The 22,826-nt window shown below is 68.8% G+C and carries 23 protein-coding genes; 13 read left to right on the forward strand and 10 right to left on the reverse strand.

The annotated features are described in order from the left end of the window. Positions 1 to 7 precede the first annotated feature (7 nt). From ACXIZN_RS28600 to ACXIZN_RS28610, 3 genes are all read left to right on the forward strand, one after another. A complete protein-coding gene (locus ACXIZN_RS28600; protein ID WP_457958095.1) occupies positions 8 to 841 on the forward strand; it encodes a helix-turn-helix domain-containing protein in 834 nt (277 codons plus the stop codon). Positions 842 to 1,039: 198 nt separating this feature from the next. Continuing rightward, on the forward strand, positions 1,040 to 1,246 hold the full coding sequence (locus tag ACXIZN_RS28605; RefSeq protein ID WP_126735206.1) for a DUF397 domain-containing protein: 207 nt from the start codon (positions 1,040 to 1,042) through the stop codon (positions 1,244 to 1,246). Further along, on the forward strand, positions 1,243 to 1,566 hold the full coding sequence (locus tag ACXIZN_RS28610; protein WP_192746675.1) for a hypothetical protein: 324 nt from the start codon (positions 1,243 to 1,245) through the stop codon (positions 1,564 to 1,566). Before ACXIZN_RS28605 ends, ACXIZN_RS28610 begins: the two co-directional genes overlap by 4 nt. A gap of 41 nt (positions 1,567 to 1,607) precedes the next feature. Here the strand turns inward: ACXIZN_RS28610 and ACXIZN_RS28615 are convergent, their stop codons facing one another. After that, positions 1,608 to 3,413, reverse strand: a complete 1,806-nt coding sequence (locus tag ACXIZN_RS28615) for a glycoside hydrolase family 3 protein (RefSeq protein ID WP_457958097.1) — start codon at positions 3,411 to 3,413, stop codon at positions 1,608 to 1,610. Positions 3,414 to 3,580: 167 nt separating this feature from the next. Here ACXIZN_RS28615 and ACXIZN_RS28620 point away from each other — a divergent pair, with 167 nt between their 5' ends. Together ACXIZN_RS28620 and ACXIZN_RS28625 are read left to right on the forward strand one after the other, a co-directional pair. Then, positions 3,581 to 4,207 carry a Maf family protein gene (locus ACXIZN_RS28620; RefSeq protein WP_457958099.1) on the forward strand — a complete coding sequence of 209 codons (627 nt, stop codon included), beginning with the start codon at positions 3,581 to 3,583 and terminating at the stop codon, positions 4,205 to 4,207. 100 nt (positions 4,208 to 4,307) lie between these two features. Continuing rightward, positions 4,308 to 5,669, forward strand: coding sequence for a dicarboxylate/amino acid:cation symporter (locus ACXIZN_RS28625; RefSeq protein WP_457958101.1), 1,362 nt, complete (start codon positions 4,308 to 4,310; stop codon positions 5,667 to 5,669). A 121-nt stretch (positions 5,670 to 5,790) separates the two neighbouring features. Here the strand turns inward: ACXIZN_RS28625 and ACXIZN_RS28630 are convergent, their stop codons facing one another. Then, a complete protein-coding gene (locus ACXIZN_RS28630; RefSeq protein ID WP_457960622.1) occupies positions 5,791 to 6,474 on the reverse strand; it encodes a hypothetical protein in 684 nt (227 codons plus the stop codon). Between the two features lie 83 nt (positions 6,475 to 6,557). Between ACXIZN_RS28630 and ACXIZN_RS28635 the strand changes: the two genes are divergently transcribed. The 5 genes from ACXIZN_RS28635 to ACXIZN_RS28655 all read left to right on the forward strand — a co-directional run bounded on the left by ACXIZN_RS28635 (position 6,558) and on the right by ACXIZN_RS28655 (position 10,367). Further along, positions 6,558 to 6,842 (forward strand): SAV_915 family protein, encoded by a 285-nt coding sequence (locus ACXIZN_RS28635; RefSeq protein ID WP_126735211.1) that lies wholly within the window; start codon positions 6,558 to 6,560, stop codon positions 6,840 to 6,842. 108 nt (positions 6,843 to 6,950) lie between these two features. Continuing rightward, on the forward strand, positions 6,951 to 8,741 hold the full coding sequence (locus ACXIZN_RS28640; RefSeq protein WP_457958103.1) for an acetyl/propionyl/methylcrotonyl-CoA carboxylase subunit alpha: 1,791 nt from the start codon (positions 6,951 to 6,953) through the stop codon (positions 8,739 to 8,741). A gap of 46 nt (positions 8,742 to 8,787) precedes the next feature. After that, the gene (locus ACXIZN_RS28645) at positions 8,788 to 9,243 is read left to right on the forward strand and encodes a DUF1707 SHOCT-like domain-containing protein (RefSeq protein WP_457958105.1); all 456 of its coding nucleotides are present in this window, start codon (positions 8,788 to 8,790) and stop codon (positions 9,241 to 9,243) included. A 41-nt stretch (positions 9,244 to 9,284) separates the two neighbouring features. After that, entirely contained in the window at positions 9,285 to 9,659 is a 375-nt protein-coding gene (locus ACXIZN_RS28650; RefSeq protein WP_126735353.1) for a DUF1707 SHOCT-like domain-containing protein, read from the forward strand. 177 nt (positions 9,660 to 9,836) lie between these two features. After that, positions 9,837 to 10,367, forward strand: a complete 531-nt coding sequence (locus ACXIZN_RS28655) for a GNAT family N-acetyltransferase (RefSeq protein WP_126735215.1) — start codon at positions 9,837 to 9,839, stop codon at positions 10,365 to 10,367. Between the two features lie 78 nt (positions 10,368 to 10,445). Here ACXIZN_RS28655 and ACXIZN_RS28660 read toward each other — a convergent pair whose 3' ends face one another. Together ACXIZN_RS28660 and ACXIZN_RS28665 are read right to left on the reverse strand one after the other, a co-directional pair. Beyond that, entirely contained in the window at positions 10,446 to 11,909 is a 1,464-nt protein-coding gene (locus ACXIZN_RS28660; RefSeq protein WP_457958107.1) for a benzaldehyde dehydrogenase, read from the reverse strand. Between the two features lie 98 nt (positions 11,910 to 12,007). Then, positions 12,008 to 13,747 carry a glycerol-3-phosphate dehydrogenase/oxidase gene (locus ACXIZN_RS28665; RefSeq protein ID WP_457958109.1) on the reverse strand — a complete coding sequence of 580 codons (1,740 nt, stop codon included), beginning with the start codon at positions 13,745 to 13,747 and terminating at the stop codon, positions 12,008 to 12,010. Between the two features lie 235 nt (positions 13,748 to 13,982). On the opposite strand from ACXIZN_RS28665, the gene ACXIZN_RS28670 reads away from it, so the two are divergent. Both ACXIZN_RS28670 and glpK read left to right on the forward strand, forming a co-directional pair. Beyond that, positions 13,983 to 14,738 (forward strand): MIP/aquaporin family protein, encoded by a 756-nt coding sequence (locus ACXIZN_RS28670; protein ID WP_395877879.1) that lies wholly within the window; start codon positions 13,983 to 13,985, stop codon positions 14,736 to 14,738. Positions 14,739 to 14,752: 14 nt separating this feature from the next. Beyond that, entirely contained in the window at positions 14,753 to 16,264 is a 1,512-nt protein-coding gene (glpK, locus tag ACXIZN_RS28675) for a glycerol kinase GlpK (RefSeq protein ID WP_457958111.1), read from the forward strand. 92 nt (positions 16,265 to 16,356) lie between these two features. Here the strand turns inward: glpK and ACXIZN_RS28680 are convergent, their stop codons facing one another. From ACXIZN_RS28680 to ACXIZN_RS28695, 4 genes are all read right to left on the reverse strand, one after another. Beyond that, a complete protein-coding gene (locus tag ACXIZN_RS28680; RefSeq protein ID WP_457958113.1) occupies positions 16,357 to 16,914 on the reverse strand; it encodes a hypothetical protein in 558 nt (185 codons plus the stop codon). Positions 16,915 to 16,979: 65 nt separating this feature from the next. Continuing rightward, positions 16,980 to 17,609 (reverse strand): class F sortase, encoded by a 630-nt coding sequence (locus ACXIZN_RS28685; protein ID WP_457958115.1) that lies wholly within the window; start codon positions 17,607 to 17,609, stop codon positions 16,980 to 16,982. Between the two features lie 75 nt (positions 17,610 to 17,684). Continuing rightward, positions 17,685 to 18,125 carry a hypothetical protein gene (locus ACXIZN_RS28690; RefSeq protein WP_457960623.1) on the reverse strand — a complete coding sequence of 147 codons (441 nt, stop codon included), beginning with the start codon at positions 18,123 to 18,125 and terminating at the stop codon, positions 17,685 to 17,687. A gap of 104 nt (positions 18,126 to 18,229) precedes the next feature. Continuing rightward, complete coding sequence (locus tag ACXIZN_RS28695) at positions 18,230 to 19,633, reverse strand: NAD(P)H-quinone dehydrogenase (RefSeq protein WP_016331316.1); 1,404 nt, start codon at positions 19,631 to 19,633, stop codon at positions 18,230 to 18,232. A gap of 127 nt (positions 19,634 to 19,760) precedes the next feature. Here ACXIZN_RS28695 and ACXIZN_RS28700 point away from each other — a divergent pair, with 127 nt between their 5' ends. Further along, entirely contained in the window at positions 19,761 to 20,213 is a 453-nt protein-coding gene (locus ACXIZN_RS28700) for a gamma-glutamylcyclotransferase (protein WP_192746686.1), read from the forward strand. 41 nt (positions 20,214 to 20,254) lie between these two features. Here ACXIZN_RS28700 and ACXIZN_RS28705 read toward each other — a convergent pair whose 3' ends face one another. Both ACXIZN_RS28705 and ACXIZN_RS28710 read right to left on the reverse strand, forming a co-directional pair. Then, on the reverse strand, positions 20,255 to 21,097 hold the full coding sequence (locus tag ACXIZN_RS28705; RefSeq protein WP_457960624.1) for a DUF559 domain-containing protein: 843 nt from the start codon (positions 21,095 to 21,097) through the stop codon (positions 20,255 to 20,257). 239 nt (positions 21,098 to 21,336) lie between these two features. Continuing rightward, entirely contained in the window at positions 21,337 to 22,635 is a 1,299-nt protein-coding gene (locus ACXIZN_RS28710) for an amidohydrolase (RefSeq protein WP_457958116.1), read from the reverse strand. Positions 22,636 to 22,826 lie beyond the last annotated feature (191 nt).

The raw sequence follows: 22,826 nt of genomic DNA on the forward strand, positions 1-22,826 counted from the left end.
GCCGTGCGTGACGAACCAGGACCAGCTCTCCACCGAATTGCGCCGTCTGCGCAAAGCCGCCGGGTTGACCGGTACCGAAGCGGCCAGGCTCACCGGCCTCAGTCAGTCGAAGGTCTCGCGGGTCGAAACCGGCGCGTTCATGCCGACCGAGGACCAGGTCGTCGCGCTGTGCCGCGTCTACGGCGCGCCCGCGAAGGTCCGGCGGGCGCTCGTCGCGATCACGCGGGACCTCCGTGAAGAAGCGTCGTCCGCCCGCGTCGTCCTCCAGCGCGGTGCCTGGCGGATGCAGCAGCGCATCGGCAAGATCGAGACGGCGTCCGCCCGCATCCGGAGTTTCCAGCCGACCATCGTGTTCGGCCTGCTCCAGACCCGCGACTACATCACCGCACTGTTCGGTGATTCGCTGCCTGACGGCGAGCGCGACCAGACGGTGGAGGCCAGGCTGGAGCGCCAGCGGATCCTCGACTCGAACCGTGAGTTCCACTTCGTGCTCACCGAAGGCGCCCTGCGCTGGAACATGGGCGGCGCGGCGACGATGCTGGCCCAGCTCGATCACCTCGTCGAGGTGTCCCGGCGCGGCCGGGTGCGCCTGGGCGTGATCCCGTGGACCACCCCGGTTTCGGTCCCGGTCCTCCACGGTTTCGACATCTACGACTCGCGCGCGGTGCTCCTCGGCACCCAGACGGCAACGGCGCTCGTCACGGACGAACGCGAAGTGGCCGACTACGAGGAGAACTTCGCCGAAGTCGAGCACTACGCGACCTACGGCGATGTCGCCTGCTCTCATCTGACGCGGATCGCCGCCGACTACCGACAGCTCGCGGCCGATTCACTTCGGTGACCTAAGACCCTTTGCGTTATGCACTCCGAGAGTGCATCGTGAGTAAAGCAGCTGTCGGTGAAGGCGCCTTTTCGTGCGCCGAACGCGATCACCGAAGCCGTTCACCGACCAGCGGGCGCAGATCACCCGATCTCGCCAACCTTGCTGCCGCGCAACCCGTCTACTTGCCGAAACAGTCACTGGGGAAAGGGACCTCCGATGACCACCTGGCACGAGAACATGACCGGCTGGCACAAGTCGACCTACACGCACTGGGAAGAGAACGCCTGCGTCGAGGTCGGCGCCGCGCCCGGCCTGGTCGGGATCCGGGACACCAAGCAGTGGGCGATGCCGGACGAGATCCGGCCGATCCTGGTGCTCCCGGCCGAGTCCTTCGCCGCGCTCCTCGAGCACCTCGGACGATGAACGACGTCGCCGAGCCGTACATGGTCCACGATCCGCGGGAGATGGCGGGCCAGCTGATCAACGGCAACTGGATCGTCGCGCGGTGGGAGCACCTCGGCGAGGACGAGGACCTCGACCACTGGACGGCCGTCCTGCGGAGCCACTGCGAGGAACTCGACGTCGACCCGTACGTCATCAACATCCCGAGGAAGAGCCTGACGATCGTCTTCAACGGCGCGCTCCCCGCGCCGACGTTCGAACAGCTCGAGAAGTCGATCGCGGCCATCGAGTACCACCGCTTCGTCGAACGCGAAATCGGGCCGAGACCCCTGACCTCGTGAGTGGTAAGGACGGTTAGAACCGTCCTTACCACTCACGAGGCCTACCGGCGGTATCGCAGGCCGTAGCCGTACGGGTACAGCGCCTTCTTGCCGTCACCGACGTTCACCGGTTCCTGCGCCGCGCTGGCCGGCCAGCTGAACGTCAGCTTCCCGGTCGGGTTGTAGTCGCCGTAAAGGACATCGGCGACACCGGCGCCTTCGCTGCCCGGCAGCCAGGCGGCGAGGAGCCCGTCGAACCGCGGCAGCTGCGCGGCGATGTCGAGCGGCCGCCCCGACACGGTCACCACGACGACCGGGACTCCGGACGCCTTCAGTTTGGCGATCGTGGCGAGGTCTTCCGCGTCGAGCCCGAAGCCGTTCGGCCGGTCTCCCTGTCCTTCCGCGTACGGCGTTTCGCCCACCACGGCGAGGGCGACCCGGTAGCTGCCGTCGATTCCGTTACCCGCACGGTCATAGGTCACCGTGGTTCCCTTCCCCGCCCCCGACTTGATGCCGTCGAGGATGGTCGTACCCGGGATCACCGGGCCGCTCTGCCCTTGCCAGGTGAGCGTCCAGCCACCCGCCTGGTTGCCGATGTCGTGCGCGTTCTTGCCCGCGACGAAGATCTTGTTGTTCTTCTTCGCCAGTGGCAGCACACCGTCGTTCTTCAGCAGCACCTGGGATTCGCGGACGGCCTGCCGGGCCAGTTCACGATGTTCCTTGCTGCCGAACGTCTTCTGGAGCGAACGGTCGGTATACGGGTGTTCGAACAGGCCGAGCTTGAACTTCTCCGTCAGGATGCGGCGGTTCGCGTCGTCGATCCGGTCGCGCGAAACACGGCCCGCTTCGACCTCCGCCTTGAGATAGGAGATGAACTGCGGCGCGTCCCACGGGACCATGAACATGTCGATACCCGCGTTGACCGAGAGCCGCACCTCTTCGGGGGTGAAGCCTTCCTTGCCGTCGATCTGGTTGATCGCGTTGTAGTCCGAGATCACCAGGCCGGAGAACCGCAGTTCCCGCTTGAGGACGTCGGTGATGAGGTACTTGTGGGCGTGCATGCGCACACCTTGGAAGCTGGAGAACGAGATCATCACCGAGCCGACGCCGCGGTCGATCGCCTCGCGGAACGGCGGCAGGTGGATCTGGCGCAGTTCTCGTTCGCTGATCTCGACATTCCCCTGGTCGACGCCGTTCGTCGTGCCGCCGTCGCCGACGTAGTGTTTCGCCGTCGCGAGCACCGATCCCGGTTTTTCGCCGAGCCTGCGCCCTTGCAGGCCGGTGATGGCCGACGCGTTCGCGATGGCGTCGCGCGGGGATTCGCCGAAGGATTCGTAGGTCCGGCCCCAGCGATCGTCACGGGCGACGCACAGGCACGGCGAAAAGTCCCACTGCGGACCGGTTCCCGCGACTTCCAGCGCCGTCGCGCGGCCGATCTTCTCGACCAGGCGCGGATTGTTGGCCGCACCGAGGCCGATGTTGTGCGGGAAGATCGTGGCGCCGTAGACGTTGTTGTGCCCGTGCACCGCGTCGACGCCGTAGAGCGTGGGAATGCCGAGCGGCGTCGAGATCGCCGCCTTCTGGTACGAGTCGACCATGTCGGCCCACCCGTTCGGTGTGTTGCTCTCCGGCACCGAACCGCCGCCGGAGAGCAGGGACCCCAGTTTCAGCGCGGCGGCCTGTTCGGGGGTGACCGCGCCGCGTTCGGCCTGGGTCATCTGGCCGATCTTGTCGTCGAGACTCATCCGCTTGAGCAGGTCGTTCACCCGCGCGGACGTCGAAGCGTGGGGATTCTTGTAGATCGGTCCAGGGGCGGCCGATGCCACCGGGGCCAGGGCCGAACCGGCGAGGAGCAGTCCTGCGAGCACTGTGGTTTGCGTCGTGCGAAGTGATCTTCTGACGCGGAGGCGGGACGACATTGGTTCCTCCGTAGCTCGAACAATCCATATGTTGCGCGCCACAACAAACTAGCTCCACGTTCGGGTGTCCCAGGTCACAATTAGGCAACAGCGGGCCGTCGAGTACCTTTCGTCAGGTGCGTTTCGTCCTCGCTTCCCAGTCCCCCGCCCGCCTCGGCGTCCTGCGTTCCGCCGGCTTCGACCCGAGCGTCGTCGTGTCCGGCGTCGACGAGGACGCCGTCGCCGCGTCCCTGACCGATCCGGCTCCCGAAGAGCTGGTCCGCGCGCTCGCCGCCGCCAAGGCCGAAGCGGTTTTCGAGGCGCTCGGCGGCCACGGTGACATGGTCATCGTGGGCTGCGATTCGATGCTGTCGATCAACGGCGAAATGGTCGGGAAACCGATCACGCCGGAGGCCGCGCGCGAACGGTGGGCGGCGATGGCGGGCAAAACCGGAGAACTCCTGACCGGCCACGCGATCATCCGCGTCGAAAACGGCGTGAAAACGAAAGAAACGTCCGGAACCGAAGGCACCACTGTTCGCTTCGGCACACCTTCGCAAGAAGAGATCGAGGCGTACATCGCGTCCGGGGAGCCGCTTCAGGTGGCGGGCGGATTCACCCTCGACGGGCTCGGCGGCTGGTTCATCGAGGGAATCGACGGCGATTTCTCGAGCGTCATCGGGATCAGCCTGCCGCTGACCCGGCGTTTGCTGGCCGAGGTCGGCGTGAGCGTCATCGACCTGTGGACGCGTCCCGCATCCTGAGACGACTCCCACACGAACGGGTGATCCGGAAGAGTCCTGCCTCGCCGAACGTTCTTCACGTTCGGGAAATCAGGAAACCTTCACGCACCGGAGTCGCCCCGTGTCTTTCATTCGGACCTATACAAGGCCAAAGGTCTTCGCGGCGGCGGTCCTCGGCTCGCTCGTCGTGGGCGCCCTGCTCGGCGTGCTCGCCAGGACGACCGAGGCGAGCTGGCTGACCGACCTGCTCGACCAGATCGGCACCATCTTCACGACGCTGCTGCAGATCGCGGTGATCCCGCTGGTCTTCACGGCGATCGTGGTCGGCATCAACAGCCTGCGCAATCTCGGCGGCGGTAAGAAGGCCGCGCGGCTGGGCGGCAAGACCGTCCTGTGGTTCGCGATCACGTCGTTCATCGCGTCGCTGATCGGCATCGCCGTCGCCAAGCTGTTCAACCCGGGCAGCGGCGGTCTCGGCGAGGGCGTGGCCGCGACGGCGAAGAACGCGGACAAGGCCGCCAAGAGCACCGAGAACTGGGGCTCCTGGAGCGCTTTCGTCGAAGGCCTGCTGCCCAAGAACTTCTTCACCGCCTTCACCGAGGGCGAGACGCTGCAGGTGCTGTTCCTCGCCGTGCTCATCGGCGCGGCCGCCTACAGCCTCGGCGACAAGGCCAAGCCGTTCGTCGACTTCACCACCAGCGTCTTCGAGATCATCCAGCGCTACCTCGGCTGGATCGTCCGGCTCGCCCCGATCGGCATCATCGGCCTGATCGGCGCCGCGGTCTCGAACTACGGTGACGCCCTGTTCCGGCCGCTGTTGTCCACCACTCTCGCGGTGTACGTCGGCTGCTTGCTGGTCCTGTTCGTGGTCTACCCGATCCTGCTGCAGTTCGTGGCGAAGGTCAGCCCGCTGAAGTTCTTCTCGAAGGCGGGCACGGCGATCCAGTTCGCGTTCGCTTCGCAGTCTTCGGCCGCGACGCTGCCCCTCACCCGGCAGTCCGCCGTGAACCTGGGCGTCCAGCCCGCGTACGCCGCCTTCGCGACTCCGCTGGGCAGCGCCACGAAGATGGACGGCTGCGCCGCGGTGTTCCCCGCCATCGGCGCCATCTTCATCGCGAACCTTTCCGGTGTCTCGCTGAACTTCTGGCAGTACATCGGGATCGTCGTGGTCGCCGTGCTCGGCGCGCTGGCCACCGCGGGCACCACCGGCTGGCTGACCGCGCTGACCCTGACCACCGCGTTCATCGGGCTCGACGCGCAGCAGGTGGCGCTCGGGATCGCGCTGATCTACTCGGTGAACCCGATCATGGACATGATGCGGACCGCGACCAACGTCGCGGGCCAGATCGTCGTACCGGTGGTCGTCGCCCGGGGCGAAGGCCTGCTGGACGATGACGTGCTCAACTCGCCTACGGACCCTTCGCCTACTGCCGACGGCGAAGCGGCTACTTCCGCGAAGGAGCCTGCCACCGCGGGCGCGTGACGCTTTTGCCGGTCCTCGCAGGTGGGGCGGCGACTGTGTGGAAATAGGGACACTCAACGTCCCTATTTCCACACACCCCCTCCTCCCGCAGAAGTGGTAGCAAAGGTCCCTTGCTCCCCCCTCAGGGGCAGGCCCGCAGATCCGCCCTCGTCAGCCGCACATCCGGCCATCCCCGAAGCTCCGACGGCGCGGTGTACCGGCGCGTGCAGCCCACCGAGCCGCGCGCGACGTCGTAGACCTCCGCGAGCACCGGCGCCGCCTGGCACCGCGCCGAGCCGGACTGCGCGCCCGGGCATTCGTGCCGCACGACGATGACGTCCGCGATCCCGTCGGCGGTCACGTCGTTCAGGGCGACCGTCCCGGCGTCGGAGAAATAGGGCTTCCCGGTGTCCCGCCAGATCCCGCCGCGCGCGACGAACAACTCGCCGGCCGAGCCGCCGCCCACTTCGCCGCGCACCAGGCACACCGGCGTCGCACCGTCGACGCAGCGCAAAGAATCGCCCTTGAGGGTGACCCCCATGTCGTTGAGCATCAGCGGGTACATGGTGTCCGCCCCGATCCGGACCACCCCCTCTTTGCCCGCTTCGTCGGCCAGCAGCACGACGGGCAGCCCGCCGACGGTCATCGCGCTGATCTCCCGGCAGGCCGCGGCACCGCAGTTGACGCCGGGCGCGCTCGGGGCACCGTCGGACACGGGAGGCACGCCGGGGTCGCCGGCGGGCGCCGGAGCGGCGGGCCGGAGCAGGACGACGGTCACGATCACGCCCGCCGTCACCACCACCGCCAGCAGCGCGGTGAGCAGCACGGATCGCGGCGCCCCCGCTTCCTGAGTCCGCATATCCGAGAGCGTAAGTGATCTAGCGCAGAGTGCACGTCTATGTTGTTCCTGTGACGAACCCCGCACTGCCCAGCGCTCTGTTCCTCCCGACGGCGAAAAAGCCGAAGGACTTCACGAGCGCGGAGATCGAACTCCGCGCGACCAAGGACGGCCGGATGGCGCTGATCGCCTTCAGTTCCGTGCAGCGGCTGGTCGAGTGCTGCGGTCCGCATCAGCCGTGGGCGCTGGTCAAATCCGAGCACCTCGGGCGGGTCCACCAGGCCCAGCCGTACGACCTGATCGTGCTCGATTCCGACCTTCCAGAAGAACTGCGGCACCGATCGGCGCTGGTATAAACGAAGGTCACTGGGTGGCCTTGCTCTCACTAATCGGGGCGGGAACTTCCGTAAACTGCTGCGGAGCCGCATCGGGGCGGCCCGACGTGCGAACGCAGGAGGTACGGCGTGACCGAGCAGGCCGGCACAGGTGGTCCGGTGACCAAGATCCTGATCGCGAACCGCGGGGAGATCGCGGTACGGGTGATCAGGGCGGCGAAGGACGCCGGGCTGACCAGCGTGGCCGTCTACGCCGACCCTGATCGCGACGCACCGCACGTCCGTCTCGCGGACGAGGCCTTCGCCCTCGGCGGCACCACCGCGGCCGAGAGCTACCTCGTCTTCGACAAGCTGCTCGACGCCGCCAAGCGGTCGGGCGCGGACTCGGTCCACCCCGGTTACGGGTTCCTCTCCGAGAACGCGGACTTCGCCCAGGCCGTGATCGACGCCGGACTGACCTGGATCGGGCCGAGCCCGCAGGCCATCCGCGACCTCGGCGACAAGGTCACCGCGCGCCACATCGCGCTGCGCGCCGGTGCCCCGCTCGTGCCCGGCACGAAGGACCCCGTCGCGAACGCCGACGAGATCGTCGCTTTCGCCGACGAGCACGGCCTGCCGGTCGCGATCAAGGCGGCGTTCGGCGGCGGCGGCCGCGGGCTGAAGGTCGCCCGCACCCGCGAGGAGATCCCCGAGCTCTTCGAATCCGCGACGCGCGAGGCGGTCTCCGCCTTCGGCCGCGGCGAATGCTTCGTCGAGCGCTACCTGGACAAGCCGCGTCACGTCGAGGCCCAGGTCCTCGCCGACCAGCACGGCAACGCCATCGTGGTCGGCACCCGCGACTGTTCGCTGCAGCGCCGCCACCAGAAGCTGGTCGAGGAGGCGCCCGCGCCGTACCTGACCGACGAGCAGCGCAAGCGCATCCACGAATCCGCGAAGGCGATCTGCAAGGAAGCCGGCTACTACGGCGCCGGGACCGTCGAGTACCTCGTCGCCGTCGACGGCACGATCTCGTTCCTCGAGGTCAACACGCGACTCCAGGTCGAGCACCCGGTGTCCGAGGAGACCACGGGCCTCGACCTCGTGCGCGAGATGTTCCGCATCGCGCGCGGCGAGAAGCTGCGCATCACCGAGGACCCGGAACCCCGCGGCCACTCGATCGAGTTCCGCATCAACGGTGAGGACGCCGGCCGCGGCTTCCTGCCCGCGCCCGGCACCGTGACGAAGTTCGTCGCGCCGAGCGGCCCCGGCGTCCGCGTCGACTCGGGTGTCGAGTCCGGCAGCGTGATCGGCGGCCAGTTCGACTCGATGCTCGCGAAGCTGATCGTCACCGGCTCGGACCGGCAGAACGCGCTCGAGCGCAGCCGCCGCGCGCTGGCCGAGATGGTCGCCGACGGCATGGCGACGGTCCTGCCGTTCCACCGCGTGATCGTGGAAGACCCGGCCTTCGTCGGCGACGAGAACGGGTTCAGCGTGCACACCCGCTGGATCGAGACCGAGTTCGAGAACACCATCGAGCCGTTCGTGGCACCGGAAGCCGCCGAGGCCGAGGAGCCGCCCCGGCAGAACGTCGTCGTCGAGGTCGGCGGCCGCCGTCTCGAAGTGTCGCTTCCCGGCGGTTTCTCGCTCGACGCCGGCGGTGGCGGCGGGACGGCTGTGAAGGCCAAGCCGCGCAAGCGCGCGGGCGGCACCAAGGCGGCGGTGAGCGGCGACGCGGTCACCGCGCCGATGCAGGGCACCATCGTCAAGGTCGCCGTCGAGGAGGGCCAGCAGGTCGAGGCGGGCGAGCTGGTCGTCGTGCTCGAAGCCATGAAGATGGAGAACCCGGTCACCGCGCACAAGGCGGGCACGGTCACCGGCCTTTCGGTCGAGGTCGGTGCCGCGGTGACGCAGGGCACCCAGCTGTTCGAGCTCAAAGACTGACGAATGTCGTGGTTGACGGGACCTCGCCCGGCCTATTCTCGAAAGGGTGAGCGAGGTTCCGTCTCCGCGGCTGCGGATCAGTGATCAGGATCGCGAGTCCGCGCTGACCGCGCTCGGCGAGCACATGAGCGTCGGCAGGATCGACATCGACGAGTTCGGCGAGCGGTCCGCCCGGGTCACCACCGCCAAGACGCGCGGCGAGCTGTCCGAGATCTTCGCGGACCTGCCCGAACCGCATCCACGCTACGACACGCCCGGGACCGCACCGGAGAAACCGGCATCACCGTGGGCGGGTATCTCCCCGCTACAGCGCGTCATGGGCGCGCTCCTGCCGATCCTGTTCATCGCCACCATCGCGGTCATCATCACCACCGGCATCACCTGGTGGTTCATCCTCGTCCCGATCGGGATCAGCGCCGTCGGCGAGGGCATCTGGGGCAAGGGCTGGGAGAACTCCCACAAGAAGCTCGGGAAGCAGCGCCGACGGGAACTCGACGGCTGATCCGGCCGTAGACTCGGGACGTGAGTGCCGAGAGACCGGACATGCGGCTGAGCGACGCCGAACGCCAAGACGCGCTCGAAGCGCTGGAAGAGCACGTCCGCACCGGCAGACTCGACCTCGACGAGTTCGGCTCGCGGTCGGCGAAGGTCAGTGCGGCGAGGATGGTCAGCGACCTCGAACCGCTGTTCACGGACCTGCCCTCGCCCCGGCCGAGCGCGCTGCTCCCCCTGCCTCCGATGCCCGGTGTCGCGCAGGCGTCCGCGAAGAACGAGGTCCAGCCGTCGAAATGGCTGACGGCCAGTGCCGTGCCGATCGCCGCCGCGGTCGCGATCGCGCTGTTCTTCTTCACCCGTGGGACTTTCCTGGTGTTCCTGCTGCCGCTGGCGGTCGCGCTGATCATGAGCCGCCGCCGCTGATCCCGGAGGCCTCACCGCCGAGCGTCGGAGGAGCGTCATGGCCGCCGCTGGTGGCGCGGCCGCCGGAACTCGACGGCACCGCCCGCCGGAGCGGGGGAAGTCTCAACGCCGGTCAGCGCTCAGCGGCCCGTGGCCCGGCGAACCTTGATCTCCGGCCGGGGTGGTTACCCTCGAAGGGTGGAACCGGTGGAGATCAACGCGGGCGAGTACTACCTGCGGCAACTGCGGGCGGACAAGGCCCTCGACGACCGCCCGGCGCTGGTCGCGGCCTTCGCCGACCCGACGCACCGCAAGTACGTGCTGAACTACCGATTGCGGGACCTCGACGAGGCGACCGAGTACGTCGCGCTGCGCGCCGCCCAATGGGCGGGTGACGAGCGCTGTTCCTGGGCGGTGGCCGAGCCGACGACCGGGGATCTGCTGGGCGAGGTCGGCCTCCGGGATCTCGATCTCGACGCCGGATACGCGGAGGCCTCGGTCTGGGTGCGCGCGGCGTCGCGGGGCAAGGGGATCGCGAGCACCGCGCTCAACGCGGCCCTGCGCTTCGGTTTCGGCGGGCTCGGCCTGCGCGAGGTCAGCTACCGCTACGAGGAGACCAACGAGGTGTCCGCATCGGTCGCCCGCAAATGCGGGTTCACCCTGGTCGGGCCCGAACTCGACCCGGCCCCGACCGGGGAACGCCTCATCCGCTGGCGCCGCACCGCCTGACCCCCTTACGCATTTCGTCCTCTGGATGCGGTAGTTCGGATCACCAACTACCGCATCCAGAGGACGAAATGCGGGAAGTCAGAAGGGGTAGGTGGGCGGCGGGTTCCGGACGGTCACCCAGCGGGTCTCGGTGAACGCCTCGATGTTCGCCGCCGCGCCGCCGAAACGGCTTCCGGTGCCCGAAGCGGCGACGCCGCCGAAGGGGCTGTTCGCCTCATCGCTGACCGTCTGGTCGTTGATGTGCACGATGCCGGTCGGGACTCGGTCGGCGAGCTCCAGTCCTTTGAGGACATCGCGCGTGACGATCCCCAGCGAGAGCCCGTACTCGCTCGCCGTCGCGAGGCGGACGGCCTCCTCCGCGTCGGAGAACCGCACGACCGGCGCGACCGGGCCGAAGATCTCCTCGGCGACGGCGGGCGCCGTCGGCGGCACGTCCGCGAGCACCGTCGCGGCGTAGAACAGCCGGTCGTACTCGGCGCCGGCGGCGACCCGCGCCCCCGCCGTGACGCTGGCCGTGACCAGCTCATGGATCTTGTCCCGCTGCCCGGCGTCGATGATCGGCCCGAGCGCGACCTCCTCCCGAGCCGGGTCGCCCACCCGCAACGCGGCCGCTTTCGCCGCCAGCCGCTCGACGAAATCGTCGTAGAGCCGCTCGTGCACCAGGTGCCGCCCGGTGGTCATGCAGATCTGGCCCTGGTGGAAGAAGGAGCCGAACGCGGCGACTCCGGCGGCTTCGTCGACGTCCGCGTCGTCGAGCACGATGAGCGCGGAGTTCCCGCCCAGCTCCAGATGTGCCCGCTTCAGGTGCTTCCCGGCGAGTTCGCCGACCTTGCGCCCGGCGCCGGTCGACCCGGTGAACGAGATGACCCGGACCGCCGGATGCGTCACCAGCGTCTCGCCGACGTCGGCGCCACCCGGCAGCATCTGCAGCACTCCCGGCGGCAGGCCTGCTTCCTCGAAGATCCGCGCGAGGACGACGCCACCGGTGACGGCGGTGCGCGGGTCCGGCTTCAGGATGACCGCGTTCCCCAGCGCGAGCGCCGGGGCGACCGAGCGGATGCCGAGGATGATCGGCATGTTGAACGGCGAGATCACCGTGACCACACCGGCCGGGACGCGGCGCGCCATCGAAAGGCGCGGCTCTTCGCTCGGCAGGAGTTCGCCGTACGGGCGTCCGGGCAGAGCCGCCGCTTCGTAGCATTCCTGCTCCGCGACGTGCAGCGAGAAGCCCGCGACACCCGGCACGGCGCCGACCTCACGGACGTTCCACCAGCTGATCTCGTCGGCGTGCTCGGACCACAGCCGCGCGGCTTCGCGCAGGACCGCGGCCCGCTGGACGTGCGAGGTCGCCGCCCAGGCCCGCTGCGCCTCGGCCGCCGTTTCCGCCGCTTTCGCGGCGTCTTCGGCCGAGGCGATCCCCACGCTTCCCAGCACCGCTCCGGTCGCGGGCTCCGTGACGTCGCGGATGCCACCGGTCCCGGGCACCCAGGAACCTCCGGCGAAGATCCGGTCCGTCCACGTCGCCGAGTCGAGAAACACCACAAGGCCGCCTTCCGTCTCTGGGACGGCCGACGCTATGCCAGATTCACCGGATCAGGCAACGATCCTTGCGCGCGTGGCACACCACGCGGCAGGGACGATCAACTCACCGGTTCGATGATCCCCGACCGCGCTTCCGGCGCGGCCGAGCGCAACGCGTCGGCGGCCTCGTCGCTCGGCTGCGACTGGGACTCCCGTTCCGCGTCGACCCGCGCCTTGTACACCTCGACTTCGCGGTTCTCCTCGTCCTTCGACCAGCCGAGCACCTCGCCCACCAGCGTGGCGACCTGCGCGGCGCAGTCGACGCCGCGGTGCGCGTACTCGATCGAGATCCGCGTCCGGCGCGCGAGCACGTCTTCCAGGTGAAGCGCGCCCTCGTGGCTGGCCGCGTAGACGACCTCGACACCGAGGTAGTCCGGAGCGTGCTCCAGCGGCTTCAGCAACTCTGGCCGTCCTTCGCCGAGCGCGAGGACCTCGTGCACCATCGAGCCGTACCGGTCGAGCAGATGGCGCACGCGGTACGGGTGCAGCCCGTGCTCGCTCGCCAGGTGGTCGGCCTGATTGACCAGCGCGTGGTAGCCGTCGGCGCCCAGCAGCGGCACCTTGTCCGTGATGGACGACTGCGGCCTGCCGGGAAGATCGACGGCCGCGGCGTCGACGGCGTCGGCCGCCATCACCCGGTACGTCGTGTACTTGCCGCCCGCGATCGCGACCAGTCCCGGCGCGACACGCGCGACCGCGTGCTCACGCGAAAGCTTCGACGTCTCTTCGCTTTCCCCCGCGAGCAAAGGCCGGAGACCCGCGTAGACGCCCTCGATGTCGTCGTGCGTCAGCGGTGTCGCGAGCACGGTGTTGACGTGTTCGAGGAGGTAGTCGATGTCGTGCTTCGTCGCGGCGGGATGCGCGAGGTCGAGGTTCCAGTCGGTGTCGGTGGTCCCGACGATCCAGTGGTTGCGCCACGGGATGACGAACAGCACGGACTTCTCGGTGCGCAGGATCATGCCCGATTCCGAGACGATCCGGTCGCGCGGGACGACGATGTGCACGCCCTTGCTCGCCCGCACCCGGAACCGGCCGCGGCCGCCGGAAAGGCGCTGCAGCTCGTCGGTCCACACGCCGGTGCAGTTGACCACCGCGGAGGCGTGGATCTCGGTCTCACGGCCGTCCTCGACGTCACGCACACGGACCCCGGAAATCCGGTCCGCCTCGCGGAGGAAACCGACCACCTGGGTGGAGGTGCGCACCACGGCGCCGTAGTGCGCGGCGGTGCGGGCGACGGTCATCGTGTGGCGCGCGTCGTCGGCTTGCGCGTCGTAGTAACGGATCCCGCCGATCAACGCGGACCGCTTCAGCGCCGGGACCATCCGCAGCGCGCCGGCGCGGCTCAGGTGTTTCTGGCCGGGCACCGACCGCGCCCCGCCCATCGTGTCGTACATCAGCAGGCCGGCCGCGGTGTACGGGCGCTCCCAGACCCGGTGGGTCAGCGGGTAAAGGAAGCTGACCGGCTTCACCAGATGCGGGGCGATCGTCGTCAGCATCAGCTCGCGTTCCCGCAGAGCCTCCCGCACCAGGCCGAACTCCAGCTGTTCGAGGTAACGGAGCCCGCCGTGGAAGAGCTTGCTGGACCGGCTCGACGTGCCCGAGGCGAGGTCGCGCGCTTCGACGAGGGCGACCCGAAGGCCGCGTGTCGCGGCGTCGAGCGCCGTGCCCGCCCCGACCACGCCGCCGCCGATGACGACGAGGTCGAACTTGTCCTCACCCAGCCGCTGCCAAGACTCTTCCCGCTTGAGCGGTCCCAGCCTGGCGGGGCTGTTTTCGGCTTCGCGCTGAGAGCTTGCCACGTGACATTCCTCCTTGGTGCCGCTGTGACTCCAGCATCGCACGATCGGCCGCGACCGGTCCGTTATGCGGGTGACACGTGTGGCGTAACCCTCGTCGATCTTGGAAGGATTGGTTCCCAAGACGCCTGGAAGGAACAAATACGCGACGGTAACGTGCCACGGACGTGGGTCGGCAAGGGCGCCGTAGCACACCGTGTTCGACCCTGCGCGGAATGTCCAAAGTGGAGGTCAAGCGGTGAGTGCAGGAGCCATATTCGTCTGGGAACTGCTGGGAACGGCGGTCCTTATCCTGTTGGGTAACGGCGTGGTCGCCAACCACGTGTTGCGCAAGAACAACGGCCACAACGGCGGCGTCGTGATGATCACCTTCGGGTGGGCGTTCGCGGTCTTCGCCGGTGCCAGCATCGCCGCGCCGAGCGGCGCGCACCTGAACCCCGCGGTGACACTGGGCCTCGCCATCGCGGACAAGACGAAGTGGGCCGACGTCCCGATCTACTTCGCCGGTCAGATGGTCGGCGCGATCCTCGGCGCCGTGCTCTGCTGGGCCGCCTACAAACTGCAGTTCGACGACCACCCGCAGCGCGACGAAACGCTCGGCATCTTCTCGACCGCGCCGCAGATCCCGAACAAGGCGTGGAACCTCGTCACCGAGATCATCGGCACCTTCGTGCTGGTCGCGTGGATCCTGCTCAGCCCGGTCTACGCCAACGCCACGGGTGAGGGCGGCACCCCGAACTTCGGCAACTCCGCGCTCGGCTACGCGGGTGTAGCGTTCGTCGTGCTGGTCATCGGCCAGTCCCTCGGTGGCCCGACCGGTTACGCCATCAACCCGGCCCGAGACCTCGGCCCCCGCATCGCGTACGCGTTCCTGCTGCCCATCAAGAACAAGGCCAACCCGAACTGGGGCTACTCCTGGGTCCCGGTCGCCGGCCCGCTGGTCGGCGGTGCCCTGGCCGCCCTGCTGTTCCTCGCCGTCCACAACCTCACCTGAGACTGGAGTTTTCGATGACTTCGTACGTAGCCGCGATCGACCAGGGCACCACGTCGACCCGCTGCATGATCTTCGACCACTCCGGCCGGGTGGTCGCCGTCGACCAGCGGGAACACGAGCAGATCTTCCCGAAGGCGGGCTGGGTCGAGCACAACGCCGAGGAGATCTGGGAGAACACGCGGGCCGTCGCCGCGGGCGCGCTCGCCAAGGGCGACCTGGTCGCGAGCGACATCGTCGCGGTCGGCATCACCAACCAGCGCGAGACCACGCTGGTCTGGGACCGCACCACCGGCAAGCCGGTGTACAACGCGATCGTCTGGCAGGACACCCGCACCGACAAGATCGTCTCCGACCTGGGCGCGCTCGGCGGCGGGCAGGAGCGCTACCGCGCGAAGGTGGGCCTGCCGCTGGCGACCTACTTCTCCGGCCCGAAGATCAAGTGGATCCTCGACAACGTCGACGGTGCCCGCGCGAAGGCCGAAGCCGGTGACCTGATCTTCGGCAACATGGACACCTGGGTGCTGTGGAACATGACCGGCGGGGTCGACGGCGGCGTGCACGTCACCGACCCGACCAACGCGTCGCGGACCATGCTGATGGACCTCGACACGCTGACCTGGGACAGCGAGATCGCCGAGGAGATGACGATCCCGCTGTCGATGCTCCCGGAGATCCGATCGTCCTCGGAGACCTACGGCAAGGTCCGGGAGAAGGGCGCGCTGGCCGGGGTCCCGATCTCGGGCATCCTCGGCGACCAGCAGGCGGCGACCTTCGGGCAGGCATGCCTCTCGCCGGGTGAAGCCAAGAACACCTACGGCACCGGCAACTTCATGCTGCTCAACACCGGCACCGAGAAGGTCATGTCGGACAACGGGCTGCTCACCACGGTCTGCTACAAGATCGGCTCGAACGACACGGTGTACGCGCTCGAAGGCTCGATCGCGGTCACCGGTTCGCTCGTGCAGTGGCTGCGGGACAACCTGGGCCTGATCGGTTCGGCCGCCGAGGTCGAGCAGCACGCCCGCACCGTCGAGGACAACGGCGGCGCGTACTTCGTGCCGGCGTTCTCGGGTCTTTTCGCGCCGTACTGGCGTTCCGACGCCCGCGGCGCGATCGTCGGCCTCACCCGGTTCGTCAACAAGGGGCACATCGCGCGGGCGGTCCTGGAGGCGACGGCCTTCCAGTCGCGCGAGGTGATCGACGCGATGAACGCCGACTCCGGTGTCCCGCTGAAGTCGCTGAAGGTCGACGGCGGCATGGTCGTCAACGAGCTGCTCATGCAGTTCCAGGCCGACATCCTCGGCGTGCCCGTGATCCGGCCGGTGGTCAACGAAACCACCGCGCTCGGCGCCGCCTACGCGGCCGGTCTCGCGGTGGGGTTCTGGGAGAGCGAAGACGACATCCGCAACAACTGGGCGCAGGACAAGCAGTGGGACCCGTCGATGGACGAGGCTCGCCGCGAGTCCGAGTACCGGAACTGGAAGAAGGCGGTCACGAAGACCTTCGACTGGGTCGACGAAGACTGACCTGACGTCTGTCCGTGAAGGCCTCCTTGAGAGACCCTGCGTCTCTCAAGGAGGACTTCACGGACTTGGCGCATTCAGAGGACTAAACGCGGTCAGCCGAAGGCTCCGCCGCCGGTTTGCGGAGCACCCGCGGGCGTGACCTTCACCTGGGGCGGCTTGCCCGGTGTGCCGCACGGCTTCGTCAACGCGGCCGGGGCGACCCGTGCCGAACTCGACGACGGGGGTTCACTGCTCGACGGCGGCCGGCTGCTCGACGGCGGCTTGGTGGGCGTGGTCGTCTTCGGCGGCGGGCAGGCGATCTCGAACTCGGCGGTCGCCGTCCCACTGGCGCCGGGACGGCCCGGCCGGCCCTCACAACGGAAACTCGCCTTGAACTTGCCGCTCTTCGCCGCGGCTTTCCCGTACCCGGCATGGTTTCCCGAGCCCGGGCGTCCGCCGAGCGTGACCGGACCGGTCAGGCCCGCCGACGTCACGGCGGTGAACGTGCCGAAGCAAGTGGCGCTGAATCGCAGCTCCTCCCCCGGCAGGACCTTCACCGGGCGGACCGACAGTTCCGGCGGCGGCGCGGTAGCCGACGCCGGAGGAGCGAGGAGCACTCCCGCCGTCATCGCGAGCAGACCGGCGCTCGCGACGATTCCCTTCATTCCCATGATCTTTCTCCCTCGATGCGAGCCCTCGCATCGAGAACACCATCGGGAAGGGGAATCGGTTGCCTTCAGCGCGCGAGCAACCGGGCGAAAACGATGATGTTGTCGAGATAATTGCGCGACGCCTTGTCGAAGACCCCGCCGCAGGTGATGAGCCGCAGTTCAGGCTCGGCGGTGTCGCCGTAGACGGCGTCGGTGGGGAACTTGTCCTTCGCCACCCGCTCGACCTTCGTCACCGCGAACTCCGCCGTCGTGCCGTCCTTGCGAGCGACCGAAACCCTGTCGCCGGGCGCCATTTCCTTCAGTCGGAAGAAGATGCCCTTCTGCTGGTTCCCGTCGACGTGCCCGAGGATCACCGACGGCCCGACCTCCCCCGGGGTCGGCCCGTGCACGTACCAGCCCGCCTGCAACGGCTGGGTGATCGGCGGTACCTCGATGGTGTTGTCCGCGTTGAGCCCGAGCGGGATCAGGCTGGACTTCGCCTCGATCTTCGGCACGTCGATCGACACGGGATCGGCCTTCGGCATCCCGGCGGACGTTTCCGGCTCGACACTCGGCCCCACCGAGGCCTGCCCCGCACTCACCGGAGGTGCGGCTGTCTCCCTTGGACCGGACAAGACGATCGCCAGTGTCGCCAGGACGGCCACCAGGACGGCCACGAGCACCAGCGGTGCCCGTCGCCACCATTTCGCTGTCATGTCCACCTCCCGCGGCACGCCACTCCTGACAAACGCCGCGCCCGGCCGGATGGTTGCCCCGGCCGGGTCACGAAGTCAGGACGCCATGCTGCCGTCGCCCGCGTGAGCGGCACCGGAAGGCACCGTGCTCACCTGGCGGGGAGGAACGGTGAACGTTGCCGTATAAGACTTTCCGTTGCAGTCGACGGTCAGCGGATAGCTACCGGGCGCCGTGCCGTCTTTGAGCTCCACCTCGGCACTGACGTTCGCCGGGACCCCGATGAGCGGCCCGTAGTCGTACTTCCCGATGCTCAGCACCGGCGAAGAGAACGTCGTCGACGCCGGCGCCTTCAGCCCGTCGCCGCCGGGGCAGCGCGCCAGCGCCACGTTGGAGTCGCCGTGGACGTACTTGTTGACGAGCCCGAGTTCGTACGCGGTGTCGTCGTTGAGCTGCACCGTGACCCCGGGGTCCGGCTCGGGTTGCTGAGCGAAACCGGCCGACGACCCCGCCAGCACCGTCGCACCGATCGCCACCACTCCGGCGAGCACCCTGCGAATCACGGAAAACCCCTAGCTGTCAACGAAACACCGACACGCGCTAGACGCGGGCGCCCCCGCGCGGGTTGCTTCGCCGGACGCGATCAGTCCAAGTCGTCGTGGCGCATCAACTGGCGGCCCGCCTCGGTGATCGATCCCGACAGCGACGGGTACACCGAAAATGTCAGTGCCAGATGTTCCACTGTGAGCTGGTTCTGGACGGCGAGCGCGATGGGAAGGATGAGCTCGCTCGCCGTCGGCGCCACGACCACCCCACCGACGACCACGCCGGTGGCGGGGCGGCAGAACAGCTTCACGAAACCGCGTCGCAGGCCTTCCATCTTCGCGCGGGCGTTCGTCGCGAGCGGGAGCATGATGGTGCGGGCGGGCACCTCACCCGAGTCGATCGCCTGCTGGCTGATGCCGACGGTCGCGATCTCGGGGTGGGTGAACACGTTGGCGGCGACGGTCTTGAGCTTGATCGGCGCGACACCCTCACCGAGCGCGTGCCACATCGCGATGCGGCCCTGCATGCTGGCCACGGAAGCGAGCATGAGCACCCCGGTGCAGTCGCCGGCGGCGTAGATGCCGGGCGCGCTGGTGCGGGAAACGCGGTCGACGCCGATGAAGCCGCCGGGGCCGGGCTCGATGCCGACCTTCTCCAGGCCGATGTCGGTGGTGTTGGGCACCGAACCGACGGTCATCAGCGCGTGGCTGGCTTCGATCACGCGGCCGTCGGAGAGGTGGATCTCGACGCCCTTTTCGGTGCGCTCGACCTTGTCGGCGCGGGCCTGCTTGACGACCGTGGTGCCGCGCTGCGAGAAGACCTCTTCGAGCACGGCGGCGGCGTCGGCGTCCTCGTGCGGGAGCACGCGGTCGCGGCTGGACACGACGGTGACCTTGACGCCCATCTCGGTGTAGGCCGAGGCGAACTCGGCGCCGGTGACACCCGAACCGATGACGGCCAGGTGCTCGGGCAGCTCGCGCAGGTCGTAGAGCTGGCGCCAGTCGAGGATGCGCTCGCCGTCCGGCACGGCGCCGGGCAGCACGCGCGGGGTGGCGCCGGTCGAGATGAGGACGACGTCGGCGTCGAGCACCTCGGTCGAGCCGTCGGGGGCGGTAACGGCGACCTTGTGCGTGGCGAGCCCGGCCTCTTCGTCGTCGAACCGGGCCTGGCCGATGACGACGCGGACGCCCTCGCGCTGGACGCGGGCGCGGATGTCGGCGGACTGCGCGAGCGCGAGGCCCTTCACCCGGCCGTGGACGGTCGGCAGGTCGACGCTGGTGTCGGCCATGTCGGTGTTGATGCCGAGCTCGCGGAGGTCGTGCATGTTCGCCAGCGCGCCGGAGGAGGCGATGAACGTCTTCGACGGGACACAGTCGTAGAGCACGCACGCGCCGCCCAGGCCGTCGCGCTCGACGATGGTGACGTCGGCTCCGTGCTGGGCCGCGACCAGTGCCGCTTCGTAACCGGCGGGGCCTCCGCCCATGATCACGATCTTGGTCACTGGTCTCCTCCTCGCAGCGGTGTCTGTGACTGCGTTTACCGTACGCGGGCGACCGTTGGGCGGATTGAGTGGCCGGACACGGCATGTACGTCCAGCCGGGTGACCGGTGGGTCGCTAGGCTGTGGCCGTGCCGTTGTATGCCGCGTATGGATCCAATATGGAGCCCTCCCAGATGCTGGAGCGCGCTCCCCACTCGCCCATGGCCGGCACCGGCTGGCTGGAGGGCTGGAGGCTGACCTTCGGGGGCGAAGACCTCGGCTGGGAAGGCGCGCTGGCGACCATCGTCGAAGACCCGGCTTCCCGGGTCTTCGTGGTGCTGTACGACGTCACCTCGCTGGACGAACCCAACCTCGACCGCTGGGAAGGCGGCGAGCTGGGCATCCACTCCAAGATCCGGCTCCGCGTGCAGACCATGGACGGCTCCGTGCTGGCGTGGCTGTACGTCCTGGACGCCTACGAGGGCGGCCTCCCGTCCGCGCGCTACCTCGGCGTGCTGGCCGACGCGGCCGAGGCCGCGGGTGCCCCCGCCGACTACGTCGACGCCCTCCGCACCCGCCCCTGCCAAGGCATCTCCGGCTGACCCGCGAGTTACGCCCCCAATCACGCGAGTTACGCCTCTGATCACGCGAGTCGCGCCGTACGACGCTCGAACGCTCCGCGTAACTCCCCCAGCAACCGCCGCGGATCCCGCAGATCGGCCGCTGTCGCACGGATCGTGATCCACCCGCGCGCCGCCATCCGGGCGTCCCGCTCCGCGTCGTAGTCCTTCCTGCCCTCATGTGCCGCGTAGCCGTCGTACTCCAGGGCGATACGCAACTCAGGCCACGCCAGGTCGAGCACGTACAGCTTTCGCCCATCGATGGTGGCCACCTCGTACTGGGCGACCGGAACCGGCAGTCCGGCCTCCACGACGATCAAGCGAAGAATGCTCTCCGACGGCGATTCGGCCTCGCCCGTCGCGTGCGCGAGGAGCATCTGTGCCCTGTGGATACCTCGCCGGTCCCGGCGGTCGAGGATGCGATCCCGGACGTTGGCGCGCAGGACTCCCCGGTGGTCTGGCGCGAGGTTGCGCAGCGCCTCTTCGAGCGCGGCGAACGCTGTTCGCTTGTCGCCGTCGCAGAGGTGGTCGGCCAGCGCACGGTCCAACGAGAACACGGGGAGCCCGTCCAGTTCGAGCACATCGGCCGGGTGGAATTCCGCCCGGTGCACCACCAGCCCAGGCCTCGATTGGACTCGTCTCGAGTAGGGAACGGTCAGGTGGACGACCGTGCTGTCGGCAGCCGAAATCCCATGCAGGGCAAGAGAAGTAGCGCCGGAAAGCACGGCGGGTGGTCCGACCGCGAGCAGTGCCGCCTGTGCCAGAGTCGGCAACTTGAGCAGATCTGCCGCGTGGACTATCACGCCTCGCCAAGGCTGAGCCAGCACACCACGCTCAAGCCCTTCGACGACGGCACGTCGCCCCAAGATCTTGTCGGCCTCACTACGCAAGACCGCCCCATGTAGTCCTCCCCAATTGGTCACATCTTCGAGAATCGGCGACGGGATCAGTCTTGGGAAGGGCGCGTTTCCCGGGCTGTGGATAACTCGCCCAGGCTGTGGACAACTCTGTGCACGGGTGTTCGGGTCCGACAGGACCGAACACCCGTGCACAGGGACGTAACTCGCGTGATTGGGGCCGTAACTCGCGTGATTGGAGGCGTAACTCAGGCCAGGGTGGCCAGGGCGGTGTGGACCAGCGTGCGGACACCGCACAGCAGCGAACGCTCGTCGAGGGTGAAGGTCGGGCGGTGGATGTCGGCCATCGGGCCTTCACCGGACCAGACGCCGAGGCGCGCGAAGGCGCCCTGGACGTGCTCCAGGTACCACCCGAAGTCCTCGCCACCGGACGACTGCTCGGTCCCGGCCACGGCGGTCTCGCCCAGTGCGGCCTCGACGCCGGCCCGCATCAGCGCGTGCGACTCCGGATCGGAGACGACCGGCGGCACGCCGCGGCGGTAGTCGAGCGAGAACCCGACCCCGGTCGGCGCGAGCAGCGACTCCACCGAAGCCGCGACGAGCGGCTCCAGCATCGTCCAGACCTCGTGGTCCGCGGTGCGGAGCGTGCCGCGGAGCACCCCGTCCTGCGGGACGGCGTTGGCGGCCTGCCCGGCGTGCACCGCGCCCCAGACCAGCACGGTCCCGGATCGCGGGTCGACACGGCGCGAGAGCACCGCGGGCAGCGACGTGATCACGGTGCCCAGCGCGTGCACCAGGTCCGCGGTCAGGTGCGGCCGCGAGGTGTGCCCGCCCGGCGAGGTGAGCCGCAGCTCGATGAGGTCGGCGGCCGAGGTCAACGCGCCTTCGCGCAGGCCGACCTTGCCGACCTCGAGCCGCGGATCGCAGTGCAGCCCGTAGATCCGCTCGACGCCTTCCATCGCGCCCGCGGCGATCATGTCCAGCGCGCCGCCGGGCATGACCTCCTCGGCGGGCTGGAAGATCAGCCGCACACGGCCGGGCAGCTCCGGCGCGCCGGCCAGCGCCCGCGCCGCGCCCAGCAGGATCGCGGTGTGCGCGTCGTGCCCGCACATATGCGCGGCGCCCTCGGTCTTGGAGGCGTACGGGAGCCCCGTGGCCTCGGTCAGCGGCAGGGCGTCCATGTCGGCGCGCAGCGCGACGCAGCGGTCGCCGCTGCCGATGTCGCAGACCACGCCGGTGCCCGTGGGGAGCACCCATGGCTTGAGCCCGACCGAGCGGAGCAGGGACATGACCATTTCGGTCGTGGCGAACTCGTGGCGGGAGAGCTCCGGGTGCGCGTGGATGTGACGGCGCCACGCGACGACGTCGGTGGCGTTCGCACGGAGCCAGTCGTCGAGCCAGAAGGGGCCGCGTCCGGCACCAAGGTCATGCACAGGTGCCATGCTGACGCCGGCCTCGGAAATCAGCGCGGTGGACGCCTCTATAGGGGCAACGACGCGACCCTCGGGGTCGCCTGGAATGTCCGGACGTGAATCGAGCACCGTCACGCCGCACCTCCTCCCGCGACACTGTCACCTTCGTCTACCACCGTACGAGTGGTCGCTGAAGGCACGCTGGGTGCCGTTCGATCTGTGATACGCATTTGCGATAGATCGTGCACCATGCAGATGACAAGCCGCTCGTCGAGTGATCGAGGCGGAGACGGCCGGTAGTGGATCTGCGATGAACGGCTGCGAGA

The organism is Amycolatopsis sp. TRM77291 (assembly GCF_054166285.1).